Origin of the sequence: Butyrivibrio sp. WCE2006 (assembly GCF_000701985.1) — a bacterium.
Lineage (GTDB): Bacteria > Bacillota > Clostridia > Lachnospirales > Lachnospiraceae > Butyrivibrio.
In genome coordinates this window covers 1-20,074 of record NZ_JNKH01000027.1, presented here as the reverse complement: position 1 = coordinate 20,074, position 20,074 = coordinate 1, and the positions used below count along the sequence as shown (strand labels likewise).

At 41.5% G+C, this 20,074-nt stretch carries 27 protein-coding genes and 2 pseudogenes; 6 read left to right on the top strand and 23 right to left on the bottom strand.

Annotation, left to right across the window (positions count from 1 at the left end; all coding sequences use genetic code 11):
* Positions 1-18: 18 nt before the first annotated feature.
* Positions 19-2,232, bottom strand: a complete 2,214-nt coding sequence (locus T501_RS14135) for a glycoside hydrolase family 2 protein (protein ID WP_044915514.1) — start codon at positions 2,230-2,232, stop codon at positions 19-21.
* 18 nt (positions 2,233-2,250) lie between these two features.
* Entirely contained in the window at positions 2,251-3,765 is a 1,515-nt protein-coding gene (locus T501_RS14130; protein WP_044915512.1) for an MFS transporter, read from the bottom strand.
* Between the two features lie 155 nt (positions 3,766-3,920).
* Between T501_RS14130 and T501_RS14125 the strand changes: the two genes are divergently transcribed.
* Positions 3,921-5,120, top strand: coding sequence for a helix-turn-helix transcriptional regulator (locus tag T501_RS14125; RefSeq protein ID WP_044915510.1), 1,200 nt, complete (start codon positions 3,921-3,923; stop codon positions 5,118-5,120).
* Positions 5,121-5,429: 309 nt separating this feature from the next.
* On the opposite strand, the gene T501_RS20860 is transcribed toward T501_RS14125, so the two are convergent.
* The 5 genes from T501_RS20860 to T501_RS14115 form a co-directional block, all read right to left on the bottom strand.
* Complete coding sequence (locus T501_RS20860; protein WP_081675315.1) at positions 5,430-5,606, bottom strand: ATP-binding protein; 177 nt, start codon at positions 5,604-5,606, stop codon at positions 5,430-5,432.
* Between the two features lie 249 nt (positions 5,607-5,855).
* Positions 5,856-6,020 carry a hypothetical protein gene (locus T501_RS21395; protein WP_155831487.1) on the bottom strand — a complete coding sequence of 55 codons (165 nt, stop codon included), beginning with the start codon at positions 6,018-6,020 and terminating at the stop codon, positions 5,856-5,858.
* A gap of 47 nt (positions 6,021-6,067) precedes the next feature.
* A complete protein-coding gene (locus T501_RS22925; RefSeq protein ID WP_081843170.1) occupies positions 6,068-6,382 on the bottom strand; it encodes a PspC domain-containing protein in 315 nt (104 codons plus the stop codon).
* Between the two features lie 543 nt (positions 6,383-6,925).
* Positions 6,926-7,132 (bottom strand): nucleoside triphosphate pyrophosphohydrolase family protein, encoded by a 207-nt coding sequence (locus T501_RS22920; protein ID WP_155994867.1) that lies wholly within the window; start codon positions 7,130-7,132, stop codon positions 6,926-6,928.
* Positions 7,111-7,443 carry a winged helix-turn-helix transcriptional regulator gene (locus T501_RS14115; protein ID WP_026511085.1) on the bottom strand — a complete coding sequence of 111 codons (333 nt, stop codon included), beginning with the start codon at positions 7,441-7,443 and terminating at the stop codon, positions 7,111-7,113. Before T501_RS14115 ends, T501_RS22920 begins: the two co-directional genes overlap by 22 nt.
* A 104-nt stretch (positions 7,444-7,547) precedes the next feature.
* Between T501_RS14115 and T501_RS14110 the strand changes: the two genes are divergently transcribed.
* Genes T501_RS14110 through T501_RS14100 form a run of 3 tightly spaced genes read left to right on the top strand, consistent with a single transcriptional unit; the run spans position 7,548 to position 8,726 of the window.
* Complete coding sequence (locus T501_RS14110) at positions 7,548-7,754, top strand: 4Fe-4S binding protein (protein WP_026511084.1); 207 nt, start codon at positions 7,548-7,550, stop codon at positions 7,752-7,754.
* Positions 7,747-8,337: a 4Fe-4S binding protein gene (locus tag T501_RS14105; RefSeq protein WP_044915507.1), complete on the top strand. Its 591-nt coding sequence runs from the start codon at positions 7,747-7,749 to the stop codon at positions 8,335-8,337. The genes T501_RS14110 and T501_RS14105 overlap by 8 nt, the downstream gene beginning before the upstream one ends.
* Entirely contained in the window at positions 8,334-8,726 is a 393-nt protein-coding gene (locus T501_RS14100; RefSeq protein ID WP_044915506.1) for a C-GCAxxG-C-C family protein, read from the top strand. The genes T501_RS14105 and T501_RS14100 overlap by 4 nt, the downstream gene beginning before the upstream one ends.
* Positions 8,727-9,115: 389 nt before the next feature.
* On the opposite strand, the gene T501_RS14095 is transcribed toward T501_RS14100, so the two are convergent.
* The 6 genes from T501_RS14095 to T501_RS14075 all read right to left on the bottom strand — a co-directional run bounded on the left by T501_RS14095 (position 9,116) and on the right by T501_RS14075 (position 12,604).
* Positions 9,116-9,883: a hypothetical protein gene (locus T501_RS14095; RefSeq protein ID WP_044915505.1), complete on the bottom strand. Its 768-nt coding sequence runs from the start codon at positions 9,881-9,883 to the stop codon at positions 9,116-9,118.
* 12 nt (positions 9,884-9,895) lie between these two features.
* The gene (locus T501_RS14090) at positions 9,896-10,534 is read right to left on the bottom strand and encodes a class I SAM-dependent methyltransferase (protein WP_026511080.1); all 639 of its coding nucleotides are present in this window, start codon (positions 10,532-10,534) and stop codon (positions 9,896-9,898) included.
* A gap of 171 nt (positions 10,535-10,705) precedes the next feature.
* Positions 10,706-11,548, bottom strand: coding sequence for an aldo/keto reductase (locus tag T501_RS14085; protein WP_044915504.1), 843 nt, complete (start codon positions 11,546-11,548; stop codon positions 10,706-10,708).
* Between the two features lie 18 nt (positions 11,549-11,566).
* Positions 11,567-11,935 carry a nuclear transport factor 2 family protein gene (locus tag T501_RS14080; RefSeq protein ID WP_044915502.1) on the bottom strand — a complete coding sequence of 123 codons (369 nt, stop codon included), beginning with the start codon at positions 11,933-11,935 and terminating at the stop codon, positions 11,567-11,569.
* Positions 11,936-11,939: 4 nt separating this feature from the next.
* Entirely contained in the window at positions 11,940-12,062 is a 123-nt protein-coding gene (locus T501_RS22400) for a hypothetical protein (protein ID WP_255347439.1), read from the bottom strand.
* 20 nt (positions 12,063-12,082) lie between these two features.
* Complete coding sequence (locus tag T501_RS14075; RefSeq protein WP_044915501.1) at positions 12,083-12,604, bottom strand: flavodoxin; 522 nt, start codon at positions 12,602-12,604, stop codon at positions 12,083-12,085.
* Between the two features lie 119 nt (positions 12,605-12,723).
* Between T501_RS14075 and T501_RS14070 the strand changes: the two genes are divergently transcribed.
* Positions 12,724-13,638, top strand: coding sequence for a LysR family transcriptional regulator (locus tag T501_RS14070; protein WP_330377072.1), 915 nt, complete (start codon positions 12,724-12,726; stop codon positions 13,636-13,638).
* A gap of 19 nt (positions 13,639-13,657) precedes the next feature.
* Here T501_RS14070 and T501_RS14065 read toward each other — a convergent pair whose 3' ends face one another.
* The 9 genes and pseudogenes from T501_RS14065 to T501_RS14025 form a co-directional block, all read right to left on the bottom strand.
* Positions 13,658-14,404 (bottom strand): N-acetyltransferase, encoded by a 747-nt coding sequence (locus T501_RS14065; RefSeq protein WP_044915498.1) that lies wholly within the window; start codon positions 14,402-14,404, stop codon positions 13,658-13,660.
* A 126-nt stretch (positions 14,405-14,530) separates the two neighbouring features.
* A pseudogene (locus tag T501_RS22725) lies at positions 14,531-14,620 on the bottom strand (MerR family DNA-binding transcriptional regulator); the annotation flags it as partial.
* 169 nt (positions 14,621-14,789) lie between these two features.
* A complete protein-coding gene (locus T501_RS14055) occupies positions 14,790-15,353 on the bottom strand; it encodes a GNAT family N-acetyltransferase (RefSeq protein WP_044915494.1) in 564 nt (187 codons plus the stop codon).
* Positions 15,347-15,544 (bottom strand): DUF3795 domain-containing protein, encoded by a 198-nt coding sequence (locus T501_RS14050; protein ID WP_044915492.1) that lies wholly within the window; start codon positions 15,542-15,544, stop codon positions 15,347-15,349. The genes T501_RS14055 and T501_RS14050 overlap by 7 nt, the downstream gene beginning before the upstream one ends.
* 67 nt (positions 15,545-15,611) lie before the next feature.
* Positions 15,612-16,013, bottom strand: coding sequence for a hypothetical protein (locus tag T501_RS14045; RefSeq protein WP_044915490.1), 402 nt, complete (start codon positions 16,011-16,013; stop codon positions 15,612-15,614).
* Between the two features lie 7 nt (positions 16,014-16,020).
* Positions 16,021-16,569 (bottom strand): GNAT family N-acetyltransferase, encoded by a 549-nt coding sequence (locus T501_RS14040; RefSeq protein ID WP_044915488.1) that lies wholly within the window; start codon positions 16,567-16,569, stop codon positions 16,021-16,023.
* 242 nt (positions 16,570-16,811) lie between these two features.
* A complete protein-coding gene (locus T501_RS14035) occupies positions 16,812-17,747 on the bottom strand; it encodes an SIR2 family NAD-dependent protein deacylase (protein ID WP_197027964.1) in 936 nt (311 codons plus the stop codon).
* 163 nt (positions 17,748-17,910) lie between these two features.
* Positions 17,911-18,396 (bottom strand): macro domain-containing protein, encoded by a 486-nt coding sequence (locus tag T501_RS14030; RefSeq protein ID WP_334291526.1) that lies wholly within the window; start codon positions 18,394-18,396, stop codon positions 17,911-17,913.
* Between the two features lie 31 nt (positions 18,397-18,427).
* A complete protein-coding gene (locus T501_RS14025) occupies positions 18,428-18,781 on the bottom strand; it encodes a cupin domain-containing protein (RefSeq protein WP_013282514.1) in 354 nt (117 codons plus the stop codon).
* 145 nt (positions 18,782-18,926) lie between these two features.
* Between T501_RS14025 and T501_RS14020 the strand changes: the two genes are divergently transcribed.
* On the top strand, positions 18,927-19,259 hold the full coding sequence (locus tag T501_RS14020) for a winged helix-turn-helix transcriptional regulator (protein WP_013282515.1): 333 nt from the start codon (positions 18,927-18,929) through the stop codon (positions 19,257-19,259).
* A 332-nt stretch (positions 19,260-19,591) separates the two neighbouring features.
* Here the strand turns inward: T501_RS14020 and T501_RS14015 are convergent.
* Positions 19,592-20,074, bottom strand: a pseudogene (locus tag T501_RS14015) (radical SAM mobile pair protein B); the annotation flags it as partial.

Below are 20,074 nucleotides of genomic sequence, written 5' to 3'. Positions count from 1 at the left end.
TAACACCTCTTGCATTCTTTACTGCTTTTTAATATTCATAAGAGCATTTGAAAGTGCCTTAATCTCGTCAGATTCTATGTCCATGCCGCCCTGCTGCAAAAGTTTGATGAGGGGCTGGCGGGCGATCATCTGCTGCATGGCTTCGGATATCTCCACTCCTTCACCCATGCCGCCAGCTGTCTTTGCAGTCATTGCAGCCATCATTCTGTCGAGTATTGCCTTTCCTTCAGGTATAGCCTGAATCTCTGCCATTGTACTCGAAAGGGAAAGGTAGCCCTCTTTTTCCTCAGGCGCATCTTTCTTGTCAAACCAGTTCCTGACCTTTTTGTCAGGAGCAAAGTAAGCGGGATTGGGCTCGGAAACCTTTGCTATCTCCATTTCATCAGAGAGATTTCCTGAGACGGCTTTTATTGTATGAACTCCGCTTATGGGCACATTAAACTTAAATACGTGTTCTCCGCTTAAGCATCCTGTTTCTTTCCCGTCCACAAAGAGTGTGACTTTATTTTGATTTGAATACACCTTGATCTCGGTAATATCCTCTATGCGGTCGTGATATCTTTTCCCGCAAAGGTGGATGAAGGGCTCATCTGACCACCAAGCTTTATAGATATAATAAGCGTCTTTTTTCTGCTTCCTGTCAAAGGTGATGACACCCTTGTGGTTTTTGCCCGGATCTCCGGCCTCGTCTCGTCCGGCTGCGGCAAATTCAAACATATTCCAGAGGTAGGTACCCCAGATATATGGGCGGGTACTGAACATTTCAAGCATATGCTCGTGATAAACAGCCTGATAGCTCTCAGTATAATCACCTTTTTCAGGCATTGGAGACTGAAGCGTGATCACTGAATCTGCGCCGTACTCCGTAAGTCCTATTGCGACACCCGGATGGTCTCTGTGGAAGTCGTCAAACCACCTGTCATTGTCCTCCATTTCTCCTACATACCAGCCATAGTACAGGTTGTATCCGCGAATATCGGGAAGTGTCACCAGGGGAGAATCTGTCTTAAGAAGGAACAGATTTGCCATGGCAGAAAACCTTACAGGATCCATCTCGTGGACAATATCGTTTAATATCCTGTGGTTCTCCAGGAGGTCCTCGGTCACGCCCTGCAGAGATATCTCATTTGAAAGTGCCCAGCACATTATTGATGCATGATTGTAATTCTGGCTTATCAGTTCTTTCATCTGGGATATGGTGTTCTGCCTTCCGCTGTCCATGTGTACGGTGATATATGGGATCTCAGCCCATACTACTACGCCTTTTTCATCGCACAGATCATAGAAATACTGATCATGCTGATAGTGCGCGAGCCTTATAGAGTTGGCTCCCATGGAGAGGATAAGCTCAAGGTCCTCCCTGTGCATTTCTTTTGTCAGTGCATTGCCGACTCCTGCCCTGTCCTGGTGCCTTGAGACGCCTCGAAGAGGGTAGCTTGCTCCGTTTAGGAAAAATCCCTTTTCAGGGTCAACATGAAACTGCCGCACTCCAAATCTGTCATATATCCTGTCGCACTCTTTTGATTCATCTAAAAGAGTCGCTGTGATATTGTATAAAAACGGATCCTTAAGCCCGTTCCATAAATGCGGATCATTTATAATGATAGTGCCGCAGGCCATATATCCGGCGGTGGCTTCATCTGACGGAACCACCTCGAATTCCTTCTCTGTTACGCCGTCTATGGATATTTTTACACTTTCGCCGCCGTTTACATAGGCTTTGACCTCAACTTCAGCTTCATTTCCGTTTATTTTTGGTGTGACATACAGTCCCCTGCCGCCATAACAGTTCATGTCAAAGTGCTTTTCATCCACGATCACAAGATAGACATCCCGGTATATCCCGCCGTAAAAGGTAAAGTCCGCTTTCTGAGGATACACCCTTGTATTGGGCTCATTGGAGACAGAGACTTCAATCTCGTTTGAATCTGAAAGCGCCTGCGTAATATCCGCCCTGAAGCAGGAATATCCGCCGTCATGATTTATGAGTTCACGGCCGTTTAAAACAACTTTGGCGGAAGAATTGACCCCGCGAAATTCCACAAACACCCGCTGGCCTTCCTCTGTTACAGGCCGTTCAAATGTCTTTTTATAAGTGCAGGTTCCCCTGTAATACGGATCCGGACCTGTCTGTCCGTCAACAGCATTCCATGTGTGGGGGAGAGTTACTGCCTCGCTCCTGCCCTCTTTTTCAAATATCCAGTTATCATTCCAAAGAATTGTTGTTCTCATGCTTCTCCTCTCCTGCTTTTACTGCTCCATTGTTGCCTTTTTCTTTTCGCCAATACTCTTTTGGATCTCCTCCATCTTCTCGTATGTGAGCTCGGAATTCTTCATTGCCAGAAGTGTGCAGACCCATCCGATAATGGGGAAGCCGATCAGAAGCACAACAGTCATGGCTTTGACGCCGAAGTTAAGCGGATCTCCCTGCTGGGGAGCTGTAGTCGTATATCCTATAAGTCCGATCATTAGTGTTGCGATGGTTGCACCGAATGATGAAACTATTTTGTCAACGAAGCTGTAGGTGGCAGATACTGTCGCAGGCATGTATTTTCCGGAGCGATCCATCTCATAGTCGACCACATCCATCCTGAATGCGCTTGTCGAAACGGAAACCACCATCTTCATCGCATTGTTTCCGAAGGTGAAGAGCACATAAGTAATGGCCATAAGAACTGCGCCTGTTGATAAATTGCCGCCAAATACCGTTCCCACAAGGGTTGTAGGAGTAAACAGCAGATATACGGCAAATGCGATGTTCAGTCCAATGCAGTTTTTGGTCCAGTCGATCATGACTTTTCTGCTACCCTGCTTACCTGCAATTTTTGCACCTATGATGGCGAAGATGATGGACGGAAGCATTGCCACAGCAGAGAGAATCGATGAGATAGCCATTGATCCCAGCATAATGCCGTTGAGCATTGTGGATACCACCGCAGCTGAACCTATGGTCTGAGCCAGCTTATCCGAGGTTGCAGCCATGATGAATCTCTGAAGCTCTTTATTCTCTTTTATCAGCGCCAGCATGTCCTTAAAGCTTGGCTTTTCATCGGTCTCGCCATCCTTTTTAATTCCTTCAAAATTCTCGGGGATGTCATAAGGAGCAATTCCTATACATGCCAGAATATAGAAAAAGAGCGAAACAAGTACCACCACTATGTTGTAAGTTGCGAAGTATTCCGTTCCCTGAATGTTGTTAAATCTCGGGAGGATCACAGCCGATGCCACAACGCTCATGATCATTGGAACCAGGTATGAATATGCTGTGCTCCAGACGCCGATGGTGGGACGCTGCTTGGGATCATTGGTCAGAATGCTCATGTTGATCTGGCCGGCTATACTTACGAAGGTATAACCAATGATGTAGATCACATAGCAGAGAACAAAGAAAGTTATCCCTGCCGCTCCGGATAGCGAAAGCTTCGCCCCAATATTGCACATCAGTGTGGTTGAAACTGCCATCAGCAGCCATCCGAACATGATCGAAAAACGTACTTTTCCAAATCTTGAATTAAATCTTTCCAAGAAAAAAGCTATTACCGGATCTGTAATACCGTCCAAAAGCCTTGATCCCGTGATAATAAGGCCTGTAACTGCCACGAGTATTCCAAAGTTCGAATTTCCTATATAGGTTGCCCCGTTCATCAGCAGATAAAAAGCCATCTGCCCGGCACCTGTCATCATTGCAAGAGCGATATGCCACGTCCTTGCCCTCTTGTAAGTTACCCCATTTTCTTCCCTAAAAAGAGATCTGTCCTTGCCCATTGTAAGCCCCTTTCAATTACATCTTTATTGCTGTTTTGAGAATCTGTTAAATAGTGAAAGCTTTCCTGGTAGGGTCATAGTACCATTCAGCTCCGGGATATGTTAGAATTATTTTGTCTATTATAGTATTATTTTGCTACTTTTGAGGAATGAATATGGATTATGCTCTTTTTTCAGCTCTTCTAAATAATCTGCTCTCAGTAGATGTAACGGATGCCACGGATATGGACATATCTCTTGAGGCCTTCGAAAAGAAATACTGCTTCAGTATCAGGATGCAGCCCATGTTTACACAGGATGCCCTGCACTATCTTCTGAGCTCGTCCAAAGGAGAAATGATCTATGAACTCATAGACCAGCTGGGCATTTGTATGTCTTTTTTTACATTTGATAACAGGTATTATTTAATCGGACCTTATGTAAAAGAGAAATACTCGGAACTTAAGACAGAGACCGTGCTTGCAAGAAACGATGAATCCTCCTCGAAATCACTGGCGTTTAAGCTGTATTACACTGCATTTCCAATAGTATATACTGAGCAGATCACCAGCGTGGTAAACAAATGCATAATCTCTTTTTCTCCTGCGGAGTCAGAGTATTCGTACAGAAGGCTTACGGGTTTTATCCAGAATGTATCCGAGGAAGACGACAGGACGGAGCTGTCTGAAAAGAATTACAGCGAGATCTACAGGCGATACGACCAGGAAAAACAGTTCCTCTCAATGATAAGGAACGGGGATACCAAAAACGTCATGTCAGCATTTGAAAAATTATCCGGCCCTGAGTCTCTTTCCGACTTTTCTAAAGAGACCCTTAACTACTATGCCTCGGGCTATGGTCTGGCAATACTTAAAGCCCTTTCCAGAAAAGCTGCGGAAGAATCAGGGCTTTCGGTCATTACAATAGATGAGATCACTCAGAAGTATACTCAGCTCTCATCAGCTACAAAAAGACCGGAGCTGCAGACCCGCTACCTGATCGAAATGATCGTTGAGCTCACGAAAGCAGTTCGAAATCACAAACTGTCCCTGGACAGGTTTTCTGCGCCAATTCAGAGAGTCCTTGAGTACATTAGTCTCCATTTCGGAGATCACATATCAAACGAAGACCTTGCAAGTGCCGCAAGTATGTCTGTTTCCCACCTTGCAAGGCTGTTCAAAAAGGAAACAGGCGTGACCATGACGGAATACGCCGCTTCCATGCGCTGCAAAAAAGCTGCCGGCCTCCTGAAGAAGACGAATCTTCCTATTCAGGAGATCAGCAGCTATGTCGGATACTCCGACAATAATTACTTCGTTAAAGTATTCAGAAAAAACTATAATATGACGCCTACAGAATTCAGGAAAAATGCCTGAGGGAGGTGTTTATCTGACCCGCCAGCCCTGCGCTTTTTGGAGGGGCAGCTCATCGAATATCAGCATACTCCTCACAGATATTGAGGAGGATCTCCACGTTCTTTTCCATGGATCTGATGGGGACGTATTCAAATCTTCCGTGGGCATTTTCATAGCCTGCGCCATAAATCGAAGTGCTTACACTCCACTTGTACGCTTCTCTTGCACTATAAGCTCCGGCATATGCATATCCTACTACCTGGCCATTTTAACATTATTCTGAACTTTCTATGATTATTCCCACACAATAACAATTTGAATCTTCAGACTTTATCTAAACAAATCATCAAAAGTGATTGTCTTAACAAATATTCCGCTGCCCTGAAACACTTCATCAACCAAATATGTCTTTCCAACTCTTCGCCTTCCATATACAGCAACCATTTCCGCCTTATTAGAACTATATATCTTTTCTAATTCTTTTATTTCTTTCTCTCTTCCAATCATTTGGCACCTCTTGCAGTGATATTTATCGGGCTGAATAAATATCCAATCGTTTAAATTCGCCCATTAAAATCTAACTGTATTGAATTCTGAATTTATTGGGCGGTCAACTATATTTTTATAGTATATGCGCCCGATAAATTTGGCAATCTTGTGCACTAAAAAGTAATTGTAGATAAAGGTGAATGGTATCCCTTCAAAAAGAACTATTATATAGTCATGGGCATAGTTGTAAATAACTCCCAGTATAACTTACTCGTCCCCAAGCATAGGAAATGCATAGCATATTCCAATGACAGCAAGACAGATGCTCTCTGCCATGAACATCATATTTACTTCAGTGGCTGCTTCCCATGTAAATAGCACCCCAACGATAACTGCTAATACACCTGCATATTTCTTTAATCTGCGGTTCATGCTGTCCTCCTCATAAAAGTTCTAGAAATTCCATCCTGGGTATCTGATCAAAGATTAAAGCCTTTGATTTTACCATTGTCATAAGAACCTGACTTGAAACCTACCGGCTCAGCCGATTCATAGACATTTTCTGCCGAGTAACTGTTTTCTTCGATTCTCTTAACGGATACTATATTTTTAGGATTATCATCCATGATGATTGCTGCTATTATGTATGGCAGGATTCCGACTCCTGTAAATATGACAAGTATCACATATACAAGTCTTATAATTGTCGGATCGATGCCAAAGTATTCTGCTATGCCTCCGCACACGCCACAAACCTTTTTATCTGTACTCTTGTACAATTTCTTTCCATTCATAACTGCTAACCCTCCGATTTCTAAAAGCACCATCTGTTCATATAACGATTGTAAATTCCTCTTGTCTTCAGATAAATGTCTGCCACTGCAAAAACGGCATATCTATTCTTCTTTTACAGAGTTTTTTACTAATTTATCCTGCACGAATGATATCACTCGTGCAGAAAAGCAAACCTAAGCGCACTAAAGATGGTCCAATTTGCACGAAAATCATTTATAATACATGAATTAAAATTTCAATTCTTTTTATGTTCGCTTAAGTTTCGGATGCTAATATACATCCATCGGGAGATGAAAATCTTCTGGAAATTATAATAGAAAGTTTTTTCATACAATCTTCATAACAACACGCCCGGAATAGCGCAGTTCCGGGCACCCTTAAAAAAACAATACCGCGGTACTTGTAAATCAATACAAATACCACGGCTCTATCATAGTCATGCATTATTCTCTTAGTAGCTGTCAGTTAGTTCTCTTGCCACAGATAATCTCCAAACATATGTACATCAAATAATCAGTCTTTTTTATCAAGATACTTCATGATTATCTCAAGACCTTCCATAGGAACACGCTTTTTATCGACCATAAAGCATCCTCTGTGCACGCCGCTTTCAAGCTGGAATGTGTCTGCACCTTATCCCATGAGCAGCCGTTTTCACTTCGAAGTGTCTCTACTATACGTTTCAGCCTGCTTATCTCTGTCATTTCATTGCTTTGTAGATGATCATCTACAAATTCTCCTCTCCCCATTTTTTCAGCTGTAGCAAGATTGGTATCATACTTTTGGCTTTATCGGTCAGTGTGTATTCAACACGTACAGGCATCTCATCATATTGAGTCCTGTTTATAAGGCCGTCACCCTCTAATTCTTTAAGAGACTGAGCCAGCATCGTATTGGTGATTCCAAACACTGCGCGGCGCAGATCTCCATATCTTGCCACTTCATTGTTGTCTATTACGCAGAGAATCATAATCTTCCACTTGCCTCCAACAATGTTTAACACTTTCTTTAATCCACAGCCTTCTCCTGCGATTTCATCGCATAATGGTTCTTTTTTCATAGTCAGTTTTTCCTTACCAGGTTAATAAAAATTGCGTACTTGATAAGTTTATTGTACCACGTATAATTAGCTTGTCGAACAGAAAAATTGAGAGGAATCTGCACATGGTTAAGAGAAAAGCAAATGTGAATGTCGAAAGGTGTGTTGCCTGCGGTGTTTGTGCACTGCAGTGTCCAAGACAGGCAATATCCATATACAAAGGCTGCTATGCAGTTGTTGAAGATGGCTTATGTGTAGGATGCGGATTATGTGAAAAGGCATGTCCTGCAAGCGTTATTGAGTTGAAAGAGAGGATATCAGTTAATGACTAACAAGAAAAAACACTGGTACAGCTATTTGTGGATCTGGAGCATCATTTACTTTTCGCTTGGATTCTTTAATATACTCTTTGCTTGGCTTGGGCTTATTGATTTCATATTGCCGCTTATATTTGCTATCGCTGGAGGCAACAAATGGTTCTGCAACAATATGTGCGGAAGGGGACAACTGTTCTGGATACTCGGAAGAAAGGCAGGATGTTCCAGAAAGAAGCCTGCTCCCAGGTGGCTGTCGTCAAAATGGTTCCGATATGGATTTCTGACATTTTTCATGACGATGTTTGGCACAATGATATTTCAGACCTATCAGGTCTTTGCAGGTGCAGACACATTGCGTAAAGCCATCAAACTATTCTGGACTTTCAAGCTGCCATGGAAATGGGCATATTCCGGTAGTATTTTCCCGGACTGGGTAGCTCAGTTTGGTTTTGGTTTTTACAGCCTTATGCTCACATCCACTTTGATCGGGCTGATCGTGATGGTACTATATAGAGAAAGGACCTGGTGTACATTTTGCCCCATGGGAACAATGACACAAGGTATCTGTAAGATAAAAGAAAAAGGAGCTTCAAAATGACTATAGAAGAAAGAGCTAATATTGCAGCAAATTTGAAAGCTACAGGCCAGTGCAACTGCACACAGTCTGTGCTTAAAGTTTTTGAAGATAAGATTGATATCGCCCCGGAAGAACTCTCCAAGCTTTCTTCCGGATTCGCAGCAGGAATGGGCTGTATGGAGAGTACATGCGGTGCTCTTATTGGAGCAGTCATGGTTGCCGGCATGATCACGGATGGAAAGGGCACTCCCAGGTATTCCAAGAATCTGGTTAATAAATTCAATGATAAGTGCGGCGCAACTATCTGCAAAGATCTAAAGGGAATCACCACCGGCAATGTTATTTGTGAATGTCCTGATTGTGTAAGAAATGCAGTTATTTCTCTTGGAGAAGTAATAGATTCGATTTGATCAATATGTAAAGCCATACGCTTATACAGCTCATATCCAACCTTCATCACTTCAGGCTTGGTTGTGAACGTAACTTCTATAAAACCAAGTTCTTTTGCCTTATCAAGCATGGCATTAAGCATTACTCTTGTTGAAACTGCTCATTATTTTCTTATGTCCAGGTCATGTAATAGCAAGGCACTGCCTTCGTTTGCCTGATCTGGTCTTCCGGGGCAGATCAGGTCGCACTGGGCCCCATTGCCTTTAAAACATCTCCGGTTACAGCCTTCATACAAACACCCTGATCTGCTTTCATAGAATCCCAATCACTCATTACCACACCATCAAATCCCACTCCTGTCTTAAGATTTTTACAAGGAGGTCATAATTGTTGGTACAGTATAGTCATGTCAAACCGGCATTTCCATAAATTCATCTATCACAGTAAGTACCTGCAGGGCATACTTTTCCTCTCCAAAAAGCCACTGCTCATGCTGCATATCAAATTCCCTGATATCAGGATCATGAAAGTACTTCTTATATCTTTTCAGGTACTTTTCACCCATCTTGTTTGCATAGATAAAATGAGCTTTTGTGTGCTTCACGTTTATATCATCTTCAAGATATGTGATAAGATCCGTATAGTACTCATTCTTAATCGACTCCGGTTTGAATTTGGAAAAGCAGGCCATGAACTGGTCTGCAAGTTCGTCACTCATAAGAAAAATATTCTTCAGCTTTTCCTTGGTCTTTTGCTGCTTCTTTTCACTTTTGGTAAAGCTTGTGAGAAGCGGAACTACCATTTTGGACTGAAGCCATGCACTAAACTTACCGCTCTGGTCCAGGTCGGGACTCCCAAATATCGCATGATCAATATGCACATTTCTTCTTTGCACAAGCTGTCCCACAAAACTTGAACCAAGAGACGATCCTATTGCACCATCAATCTTCCCACCATGTTTTTCGATAATATACTTCTCAATCTTCTCCGTCACAGTTATCATGTCAGGAAATATTTCATCCCCTCCATCGAAACCATCATAGTTAACGCAGATAAGATGATATTTCTCAGAGAGCTTTGGCAGGACATTAGCAAAGTTGGTCTGATAGTCACAGCATGTTCCAGGCAGTAGCATAAGTGTCTTTCCTGTCTTAAGTCCCATTTCTTCGTATTTCATATCGCAATCTCCTTACTTCCTTGCCACCAGATGCATCCTAAATTTCCTTGCCGCTTCCAACTTCTCAATATATAGTCCGCAATTATCGCAAAAATCCCTGATCTGACCAAGAGAATATGCCCCAACATCACCATGACCTATCAAATTAGCAAGCGGCATCTCTGTATGGTTCATGAGCCATAAAATAGGAGTCGGTGCTGTATAGTCTTGAAGGATGAGCTTTCCACCTTGTCTTAATACTCTTTTTACATTGTCAAAGAACTTCTGGGGATTTGGATAGTGATGAAAACTGTTTGTGCATATGATGACATCAAAAGACTCGTCCTCAAAGGGCAAATCTTCACAATCCCCAACTACCCATTCCGTTCCCTTAAGGTTCTTGCTTTTGGCAACCTCTATCATCTTAGGCGTTAGATCCAGTCCTACATAATGCTTGGAACTGTCTTTTTCATGTAAAAGAGATATCATAGGACCTGTACCGCATCCACAGTCCAACAGATCCTGGTATTCTATATGTGAGAGTTCTGCCTCAATATACGGGTAATCATCCTTGCACATTTCATAAATTCCTGCATGATCGGTTTCATATATTTCCGCTGCTTTGGTAAATTCACTAATTGTAAGTTTCTTGTATTGCTCTGCTGTTTTCATTATAAATGCCCCCATATGTCAAATATTTAGATCACCATAGTCAATGATACACCATAGCGTTAGCTTTGGCTAACTTCATTTCAAAATAAAAAGGACTGCTTAATAACAGTCCCAATTACTTGTAATCTCATATGTTCACTTCCTAATTGTTTTAGTATTTTCTTCATATCATTACGCCTTTTCAAAATCAGGTTTCCATCCTGCAAACTGGACCAGCTGCTCATCTGTCCTGTGATAATATCTCTCATTCTTATCAAGTTTAGCGATCTTTGCCATCTCATCGTCTGTCAGCATAAAATCAAGGATGTTGAGATTATCTTTGATGTGATCCACGTTCTTGCTGCCGGGGATCACAACAAATCCCATCTGTGTATGCCAGCGGAGGATGATCTGTGCAGGAGTTTTTCCGTACTTCTTTCCAAGTTCGGCAAAAACCGGCTCATTTATCAGGCTCTTATCGCCGTGTCCTAACGGATACCAGCTCATAAGCCTGATCCCATACTTATCAAGAGTCTTTCGCAGTTCCTTCTGGGTAAAATAAGGATGCGCCTCCACCTGGATAAACTGCGGTGCGATCTCCCACTTCGTCTCAAGTTCTTCGATATACTTTCCTTCAAAGTTAGAGATACCGATGCTCTTTGCCTTGCCTTCCTTATAAGCCTTCTCAAGCTGTCTGTATCCAGCAAGCCAGTTGCCGGCCGGCTGATGTATATAAAGAAGATCTACGTAATCTACACCAAGGCGCTCCAAAGTCTCATCCACAGCATTTGGATTTTCATATTCACTGGGCCAGAGTTTGGTGGAAAGAAAGATCTCATCTCTCTTTACTCCGCTATCCTTCATGCCTCTTCCAACGGCCCGCTCGTTTACATATGCATTGGCAGTATCAATGAGGCGATATCCCATCTTAAGTGCTTCTCTTACACTGTTCTCTGCATCGGCAGGCGAAAGCATAAAGGTTCCGATTCCGGCTGCGGGACATTCCAGTTTATTATTTAGTGTTACATATTCCATTGCATAATCCTCCATTCATTAATATGTTGACGCCTTTGAACTCATCAATTTCCATGTTCCATTTTCTTTTCTTAAGGTAAAATCTCCCTGCAGTCTCCAGCTTCCCTTTCCTCCGCCATAAACCTCTGCGATCACTGTGCTGCATCCGATCATCCTTGCTGTATCTCCATCTATCATGACCTCAATGCTGTCATGGTCTGCCGAATAGTAGTTGAAGGTGCCGTTTAAAAGTCCTTTTTCAAATTCTGCTCTCATTTGCCTTACACCTGTCATATGGCAAAGAAAATAGTCTTCTGATTGGATTGAATGAAGCCCTTCTGCATCCTTATCTATCATGTATTTCCAATAGAGCCTGTATAATTCTCTGATCTGTTCTTCCTCATTCATCGGATCATTCCCTCTGCTCAGATGGATCCTGCATCCTGATCACTTTGGCAGGTACGCCTCCGACTACTGCATCCGTGGGACCGCCCTGTTCCATCAGATCAAATACATATCCTCTTTCGTAATCCATCTCCGTCACCATCCTTCTTCTTAAACCAGTCCGTTTGCTGCAAACCATTTTTTTACGGCATCTTGGGAATCTGCGGCTTTTGAACCCGTGATTGCAAGACCACTCTTTACTGTTGCCCCTTTAGCACATTTCTTTATATCACTCTCGCTGGAACCCATACCGCTTCCCTCATTTGTGCAAAGCGGAAGGATGGCCTTTCCTGTAAAGTCATATCTCTCAAGGAAAGTTGCGACTGCCATCGGGAAGGTCCCCCAGTAGTTCGGGTAGCCAAGTACTATGGTGTCATACTCATCGATACTATCAAGATAATTTGTAAGCTCAGGTCGTGCATTGTTCTGCTTGTCTTTCTTTGCTTCATCGATGCAGGACATGTATACCGGTGAATATGGATCCTTCATCTCGATCTTGAATGTATCCGCGTCGATCAGCTCTTTCATAAGACCTGCAACGATTTCTGTATTTCCGACCTTTACGTATCTCATTGCTCCGCCGAAATAGTTTTCATCCGCTCTTGAAAAGAATGTAATCAATGTTTTTGCCATCTTGATCTCCTCCTTTTATCTACAGGTGTTTACATTTATTTTTGTTTCTATGACTTGATTATCACGCAAAACACTTGAATAATCCAATTCAAATATCCTATAATTGATTTAATTTTTAAATAGCTGACTTTCAAGGAGATATATCGACGACAACCAAGCAGATAGATTACTGCATAGAACTGGCTCATACCCTTAACTTCAGCCGGGCGGCTGAGAACACATTTGTAAGTCAGCCAACCTTTTCTTATCAGCTAAAGCTTTTGGAAGATGAGGTAGGCTTTAAGATATTTGAAAGAAACGGCAAAGGAGCTGCACTCACTCCGGCCGGTGCGCAGTTCGTAACCTATCTTTCCGGTATGCGTGAGGATATGAAACGCGCCATCGAACAGGGACAGAATTTCAGTGCCAGATACAGGGACAACATAACTGTTTCCATGATGGTCAGACAAGCCATATACTTTCTGCCCGAAGCTATCCGCATATTTGAAAAGGAGCAACCCGGTGTCCAGGTTACTCCTCTGTTTCAGTACGATAACGGTGTAGAAAGCTTTTTAAAGGATGAGTCCGACATCCTCTTTGCACTTATAGAACAGACTAAACATATCCCGGGAATCAACATCCACAAACTCTTTGATTCTGGTATCTACCTTATTACCGATAAAAACGATCCTCTGGCTAAAAAGAACATCATCACGGATGAAGACATCTACGGACGCACCCTCATGGTAGGCGGCGGCTCTCCGAACGCTTTACGATCCGTCCAGCAAAAACTAATCTCCTCCGGGAAGATCGAGTATTTTAACAGTCCCGATCACGACTCTACTCTTGTAAATGTCGCATCCGGCAAAGGTATCTGCCTTGCTCCCGGATTCTTAAACGACCATAGCGGACAATTTGCGTGGATCCCTTATGACTGCAGGGAATGTTTTCACTGCGTCCTATGCACCCACAAGACGGATAGTCGTGAGAGCCTTGCCTCATTTATCAAGACGCTTCAAAAGCTGTACAAAGATGCAGTGGCTTTTCCACTTTAACTTCGTATATAAACGACTATCACTTTCCTGTAAGTTTTAAGAATTTCTTATCGTTCATTTGCTCGTTTGTAACATACTCCCCATCATGGAATAATGCATAATTCGTAATCGGTGTCGGTGCATTCTGTGCTTCTTCTTTGCTTTCAAGGTGTATTGCCTTGAATGCAATACCATTTTCTTTTGCTGTCTGCTCCAAAGCCGGGACATATTTTGCATTGAATGGGCACTGATTCGTATAGTACAGAACATATCCCTTCTCTTCTATATGCGGATGTTTTGCACATTCCTTAAACACCGGAGCTTTTGCATTTTTATCGAACGGCATATACCAAAGCTGAATACCATTATCAGCTTCATCGCTCACGACAAATCCTTTGTACTTCAGAAACTTCGGATCAGCCAGAAACGGTTTCTTCTTTGAAGCGCAAAGAATACAAATCCCTTTTTTCCCCTTTTCCTTACTATCCTCGATGCAGGCAGTAAGTAGATCAGTAGAATATCCATGTCCTTTGAAAGCCCCGGACACCCAGAGACAGTCAATGTACATATATCCATCTGCCTCTATCGGAATCCATGCGTTTTCCGCCGGGATATATTCGATAAAGCACTTTCCGCGCTCTACGCTCTTTAGGAAAACAAGTCCTTCATCAAACCTCTCCGAAAGCCATGCCTTCTTAGAAGAAACCTGAACATCCTTATTATTTGATATCGCGCAGCAAATATGCTCCTCTTCGAGGTTATCTTTTGTTACATGAATATATTCCATAACCGCTCCTTTCAATAATATGCCAATGAACACTTAAGCTCCTTGGCATAGATAGTATTTACTCAATAGGGAATTTTCTTCCTTGTACTCGGGATCAAGAAATTCAGCCGCCGCAAGGCACGGGTCTGCCGGTTTCAAGAGTCCGATATCATCGTAGTGGCGTAACATCCTGATGCTTACTCTGGATAACTTTGAAAATTCGCCTATCTTAAGCATTTGTTTCAACCTCCATGGATGTATTTTCTTGAGCTCACTACAACGATAATCCCTCACATAATGTGAGAGTCAATACACTTTTTAGCAAAAATTTCTCCCTTCGTGATTTTACTCATTTTAAAGAGAATAAAGTAGATAACATTATTGCCGGGATCGTAAAAACTCATATTTACAGTACCCCATAATCATTTCTAAGCATGCCATAAATGTTATAATCGCAATAAACAGAAACCATTTTTCCTTGGCGAATGGTTCCTTCTTTTATAAATCCACATTTTTCCATAACCTTATTTGAGGCAATGTTTCTTACATCAGCGCGCCCATTCAATCGTTCTATTTCCGTGTTCTCAAATATAAACCGTACAACTTCCTTTAGGGCTTCTGTAGTAATTCCCATATTCCAGTACTCAGGATTAATTCTGTATGCTATATCACCCATTCTGGCATTTTGGATATCAAATACCGAGATCATGCCTACCACTCTATTGGATTCTTTCAATATGATTCCCCAATCAAAATCAGGAGAAAGTTTTCTTTTTACCCAAGGGCGGGGGTCAATAAACATAAGTTCAGGATTTTTCTCACCCTTACTTGCTTTTCGTCCCCAATAGGTATAAATTTCGTCTCTCCCCAACCATTCTCTCAAATCCGGCACATCAGCTTCGTTAAGAGTTCGAATGATCAGTCTATCAGTTTCAAGCATTGGCTTATCTATTTCATAATCTTTTAACATAGTTTCTCCATTAAATTCCAACCCGTACAGGAAATCTCTTCATTCGTCACGAGATGATCCCGGTACCCAATCTTCATCCAAAGCTCTGCAGTGTGGCGGAGTTCTTCGCCTGTCTTTTCATATGGATGTCCAACATATCTGGGGCATGCAGCACAATCGTTTCCACAAGCCGCTATTATCTTTTCTATCATCCTTATCCCCTAGCCTTTATATAATTATCTTCCTCACTCATCGTTAATAATCCTGGAAGTTATATTTTTAATGCCCTTCTAAGTTGTCTGGGAAAGGCGCATCACCATATACTGTAACGATATAGCTCCCATCAGTCTTTTCCAGCTCACGATACTCGTATTTTGCATCAAATATGCGGTCCACTTCATCTTCAGCCATGTCTGAATTGAATGTGACCATGGACTCACACTCGACATGGTTACCTGATCCAGAAGTGTTTCCGGTAAAAGAATGTGAGTCAACAATAGTTGCATCTTCTACAAACTTCTCTATATATGCCGTCAGCTCTTTTGTCTGCTTATCAGTTGCTGCATGATTAGCCACATATCCCACTACCTCTATCACTACAAATAGCTCTATAAGAAGAACCGGAATCGCCACTATCGTAATTCCTAGCCCAGCAAGAATCTTGCTTATTAACCTTTTCATTCTTCCCTCACCTATCTGATTTTAGAATTGCGTACCAACTGGAATCATTAAGTCCCTGGTTGTTAATATCTGAGCTACGGAGTGTCCCTTCGTACTTCATTCCACATTTTTTCATGACCATACCGGAGTGTGGATTATTAACATCATGCCTTGATTCGATACGATTTGCTTCCACCTTGTCAAAAAAGAAATCTATGACTGCTTTTAATGCTTCAGATGTAATACCCTGATTCCACCAGCGCTTTCCGATACAGTATCCGATATGAATCATGTTTATACTCTCTTTCATACCAACTGCAGAGATACTGCCTATTGGTTCATCTATTTCTTTTAGAACAATGGCCCACTGATAGTACTTTTCATCCTTATATAAATCCACCCACTGTTTTAAAATCTCTTTTGTAACATCCACCGTTCCATGAGGTGACCAAGTAAGATACTTAGTAACTTCTTCATCATTTGCCCAGTTCTTAAACATGGCATCGGCATCTTCTCTCTTGAATTGCCTCAGTATAAGTCTTTCTGTTTCGATAGTCTGTGTTCCGCAATGCTTCATCTTATCCTACTTTCCCTTTTCCTATCTTTTTTTTCGACAACTTATGGATTATCATACCTTTTTTCAGACAAAAATAAAATAGCTCCGGACATCAACTAATCAAATCTTGATTCCAGAGCTATTACAATCATAGTTTTAACGTTATCGTTTTTAATCTAATTGCAAAAACGCCAACGTTAAACTTGTATTTTCAATCTGGTTTTGTAATATTTCATAGCGAGAAAACCACATTTTGCAGACATTTAAAGAATCTGCGTCTCAAATACTTCTCCTATATCACCATCAATGCATATACTTCTATCTGCAATTTCCTCTGGGCAGAATGATTCACCATAATTTAAGCAGGCATATACCGCTTTTTCATTTGCCTGCGTCATCTGCCAGAACGGATACTTTATTATTACGGGCGTATTAGCTCCTACTCCCAATTCAAGATAAAGAACATGAAGATTCTCATGTCTGCGAATAAAATCAGCATATGCTGCAGAAGCCCTATGCCATCCTTCATCTTCGACAAAAGAATCATCAGCTCTCAAATTCATAGTCATATCAGAGCTGTCATCAGGACACTTTGGAATCAGCTCAGAAGGAATTTCCATCAGTAGCTTACCATCAATCGGTACCTGAAATACTCCCTGATCATCTCTTACAAAACCTTGTGCTTCCATAGCTTTCATTACCCACTCTTCATTATCAAAGGTTTTCTGAATAGCAGGATTCACGCTCTGAAACAAACCATAATCACCCTGAGTATAGAACAGTCTTTTCTTGTCAAAACCTGCTCTTTGAAACTGGTGATCTACATTTGTTGTGATAACAAAATAATCCTTATCGAAAACCATCTTAAGAAGATCCCTATACACTGGCTTTGGAGCATCAATATATCTGTTAAAATAAATATGTCTCGCCCACCAGGCCCAACGTATTTCTTCGCTCGGAAACGGATAGAAACCACCTGAATACATATCTCTTATTCCAAATCTTTTGGCAAAGTCATAGAAGTATTTTTCAAAACGCTTGCCGCTATATGTTAAGCCAGCAGATGCTGATAGTCCCGCTCCTGCTCCAATGACAATTGCGTCTGCTTCCTTGATTTCATGCAAAAGCCTTTCTATTTGCTCTTCTTTGCTTCCCTTACCATAGGACATGCTTGTAGTAAAGTATCTCACAGCATTCATTCCTTTCTCTATAGTTTCCTGATAACCATTAGGCATAGGTTTTTGTTTTTCCTCAGAAAAACAAGAACCGGAAATGGACCAATATTTTTAGAAAGAAAATGTTGCTTGGCGAAGCCAAGTTCTTGTGGGCTTTTCCTTAAGAAGCCCACAAGAAGTCATATCATCATATAAGTTTTTCATAAATGGCCTTATCTTCATCTTTGAAAACATTGAATATCACCCTTTCTACCTTACCAGGATTATCAATGAGCCATTCTGATACAGTCTCAACGGCAATCTCAGCTGCTTTTTTGTTAGGAAAATGAAATACTCCTGTTGAAATACAGCAAAAAGCAACGCTCTTCAAGCTATTTTCAGCACACATATCCAAAGTGTTTCTATAGCAGTTCTCCAAATCCTTTTCCAATTCAGGAGTAAGTTTGTACTGAACAATTGGTCCTACTATATGAATTACTTTCTTTGCTGGAAGATTATAAGCTTCAGTAAGCATTGGAACGGCGGTCGGCTGTTCATAGTCTCTTCCATATCTGATTCGAAGTTCATTCATCTGCCTGTAGCACTCAGCTCTTAATTGCACTCCTGCAAAAGTATGGATACAGTTTGCGACACCCTTCTGAATCACACAGCTCATCACTGCGAGACTCGGCATGGTTATGGAAAAAGCTGGTGTCTTTTGAGGATCAGTACATCACTGCATCCTCTGCAGTGAATCCACCAATTGAACCTGCCTTGACCTGGATACATGCATAGCTTAACTCTGAATCTTCCGCAGCAAGAAACTGTCTCTTTCCTTCAGGTGAAATTCTAACCACATCACCTTTAGCGATTTCAACATCCTCTCCATCAATTACAGCCTTACCCTTTCCGGAAAGAATAAGATAGATTTCCTCATTATTTTTATGTGAGTGTACAAAGGGAACACCTGCTCCTGCAGGAAGATGATTGATACTTATCTCTGCTCCCGTTAAACCAAGAGCATCATGAAGTTCTGTTCTAGGAGCCTCTGTTACGTTTACTTTTTTGAAATTTGACATTTTTGTTTTCCTCCATGTATTTGATATTTGTTTTTGTTTGTTGTATCATCATTTTATCCCTTAGGCAATTTCAAACAAGTACGAACATTTATAATACATAGTCACATTTTTGATACTATTGTGGAAATACAAGGAGAAAATATTAATGAAAAGCATTTACGGTCAATGTCCTTATGCCACAACTCAAAGAGTCCTTCAAGGTAAGTGGGCCATAGTTATACTCTTTCAGCTTAGTACAGGAACACAACGTTTTAACGAACTTGAAAGGAATATTCCAGACATCACCAGAGCTATGCTGACCAGACAGTTAAGACAATTGGAAAATGACAAACTGATAACCAGAAAGGTATATGCCGAAGTTCCTCCCAGAGTTGAATATAGTCTTAGCGAAATGGGCGAAAAATTCAGGAAGGTCTTGGATCAGATTGAACTTTTCGGCTTTGAATATATTAAAGAAATAGAAAAAGCTGAAGGTTGAGCCCTCAGCTTTTTCATTATTGTAAATTGTTGTCCATCAAAAGAGCTTCTTTCCATCTGAAAAAGCCTCTACGACATGCTTTGCATCTGCGATCGCAAATATCTTTCTTCATAGGCTACCTCCATCAATGTAGTCAATGCGTGTATTTATCTACCCTCATTTTAATGTAGTCATTGCGTGCATGCCAATGCAAAAAATAAAGCTGACTGCCATAATCGACAATCAGCTTCTTTTACGGGATCTCTATCATAAAAATGTATCTCCCTTTTTACAAAAGTGTTTCTATATGCACAAATTTGAAGTTGTGCGATTAACTTCCGTTTATTCTTCCATCAAGGATTATGTATTACATTTCTCTTTCCACTATTGGCAGTTCCTCTTACTTCTTCGTGGTAAAAGTAATCTACGATTGTTGGATGTCCTTTCTCTACTCTCTCATACGGAGTTTCATTATCAACAAACCTGCAATCATACTTTTTAGCCAGCTCTTCTGCTTTCTTTTCCAGCGCTTCAAAATAGCTGCGGTTCTTTTTGTTATAGATTTCGTCATACAGCGGCACCAGATCCGGATGTTTATCGGAAATGTATTTCATGATATCTGCCTTAAAACCTCCGCGAAGATTCAGATTCTCAAGCCATACAAGGTCACACTGATCTTTTGTCCTGTCTATGATTGCTTCTATATCCGTAATCCCCGGGAACACGGGTGAAATGAAGCAAATTGTACGAATGCCTGCCGCATATACCTCTTTCATTGCAGCAAGCCTTCTTTCTATGCTTACTGCCGCATCCATATCATCTTTAAACTCTTCATC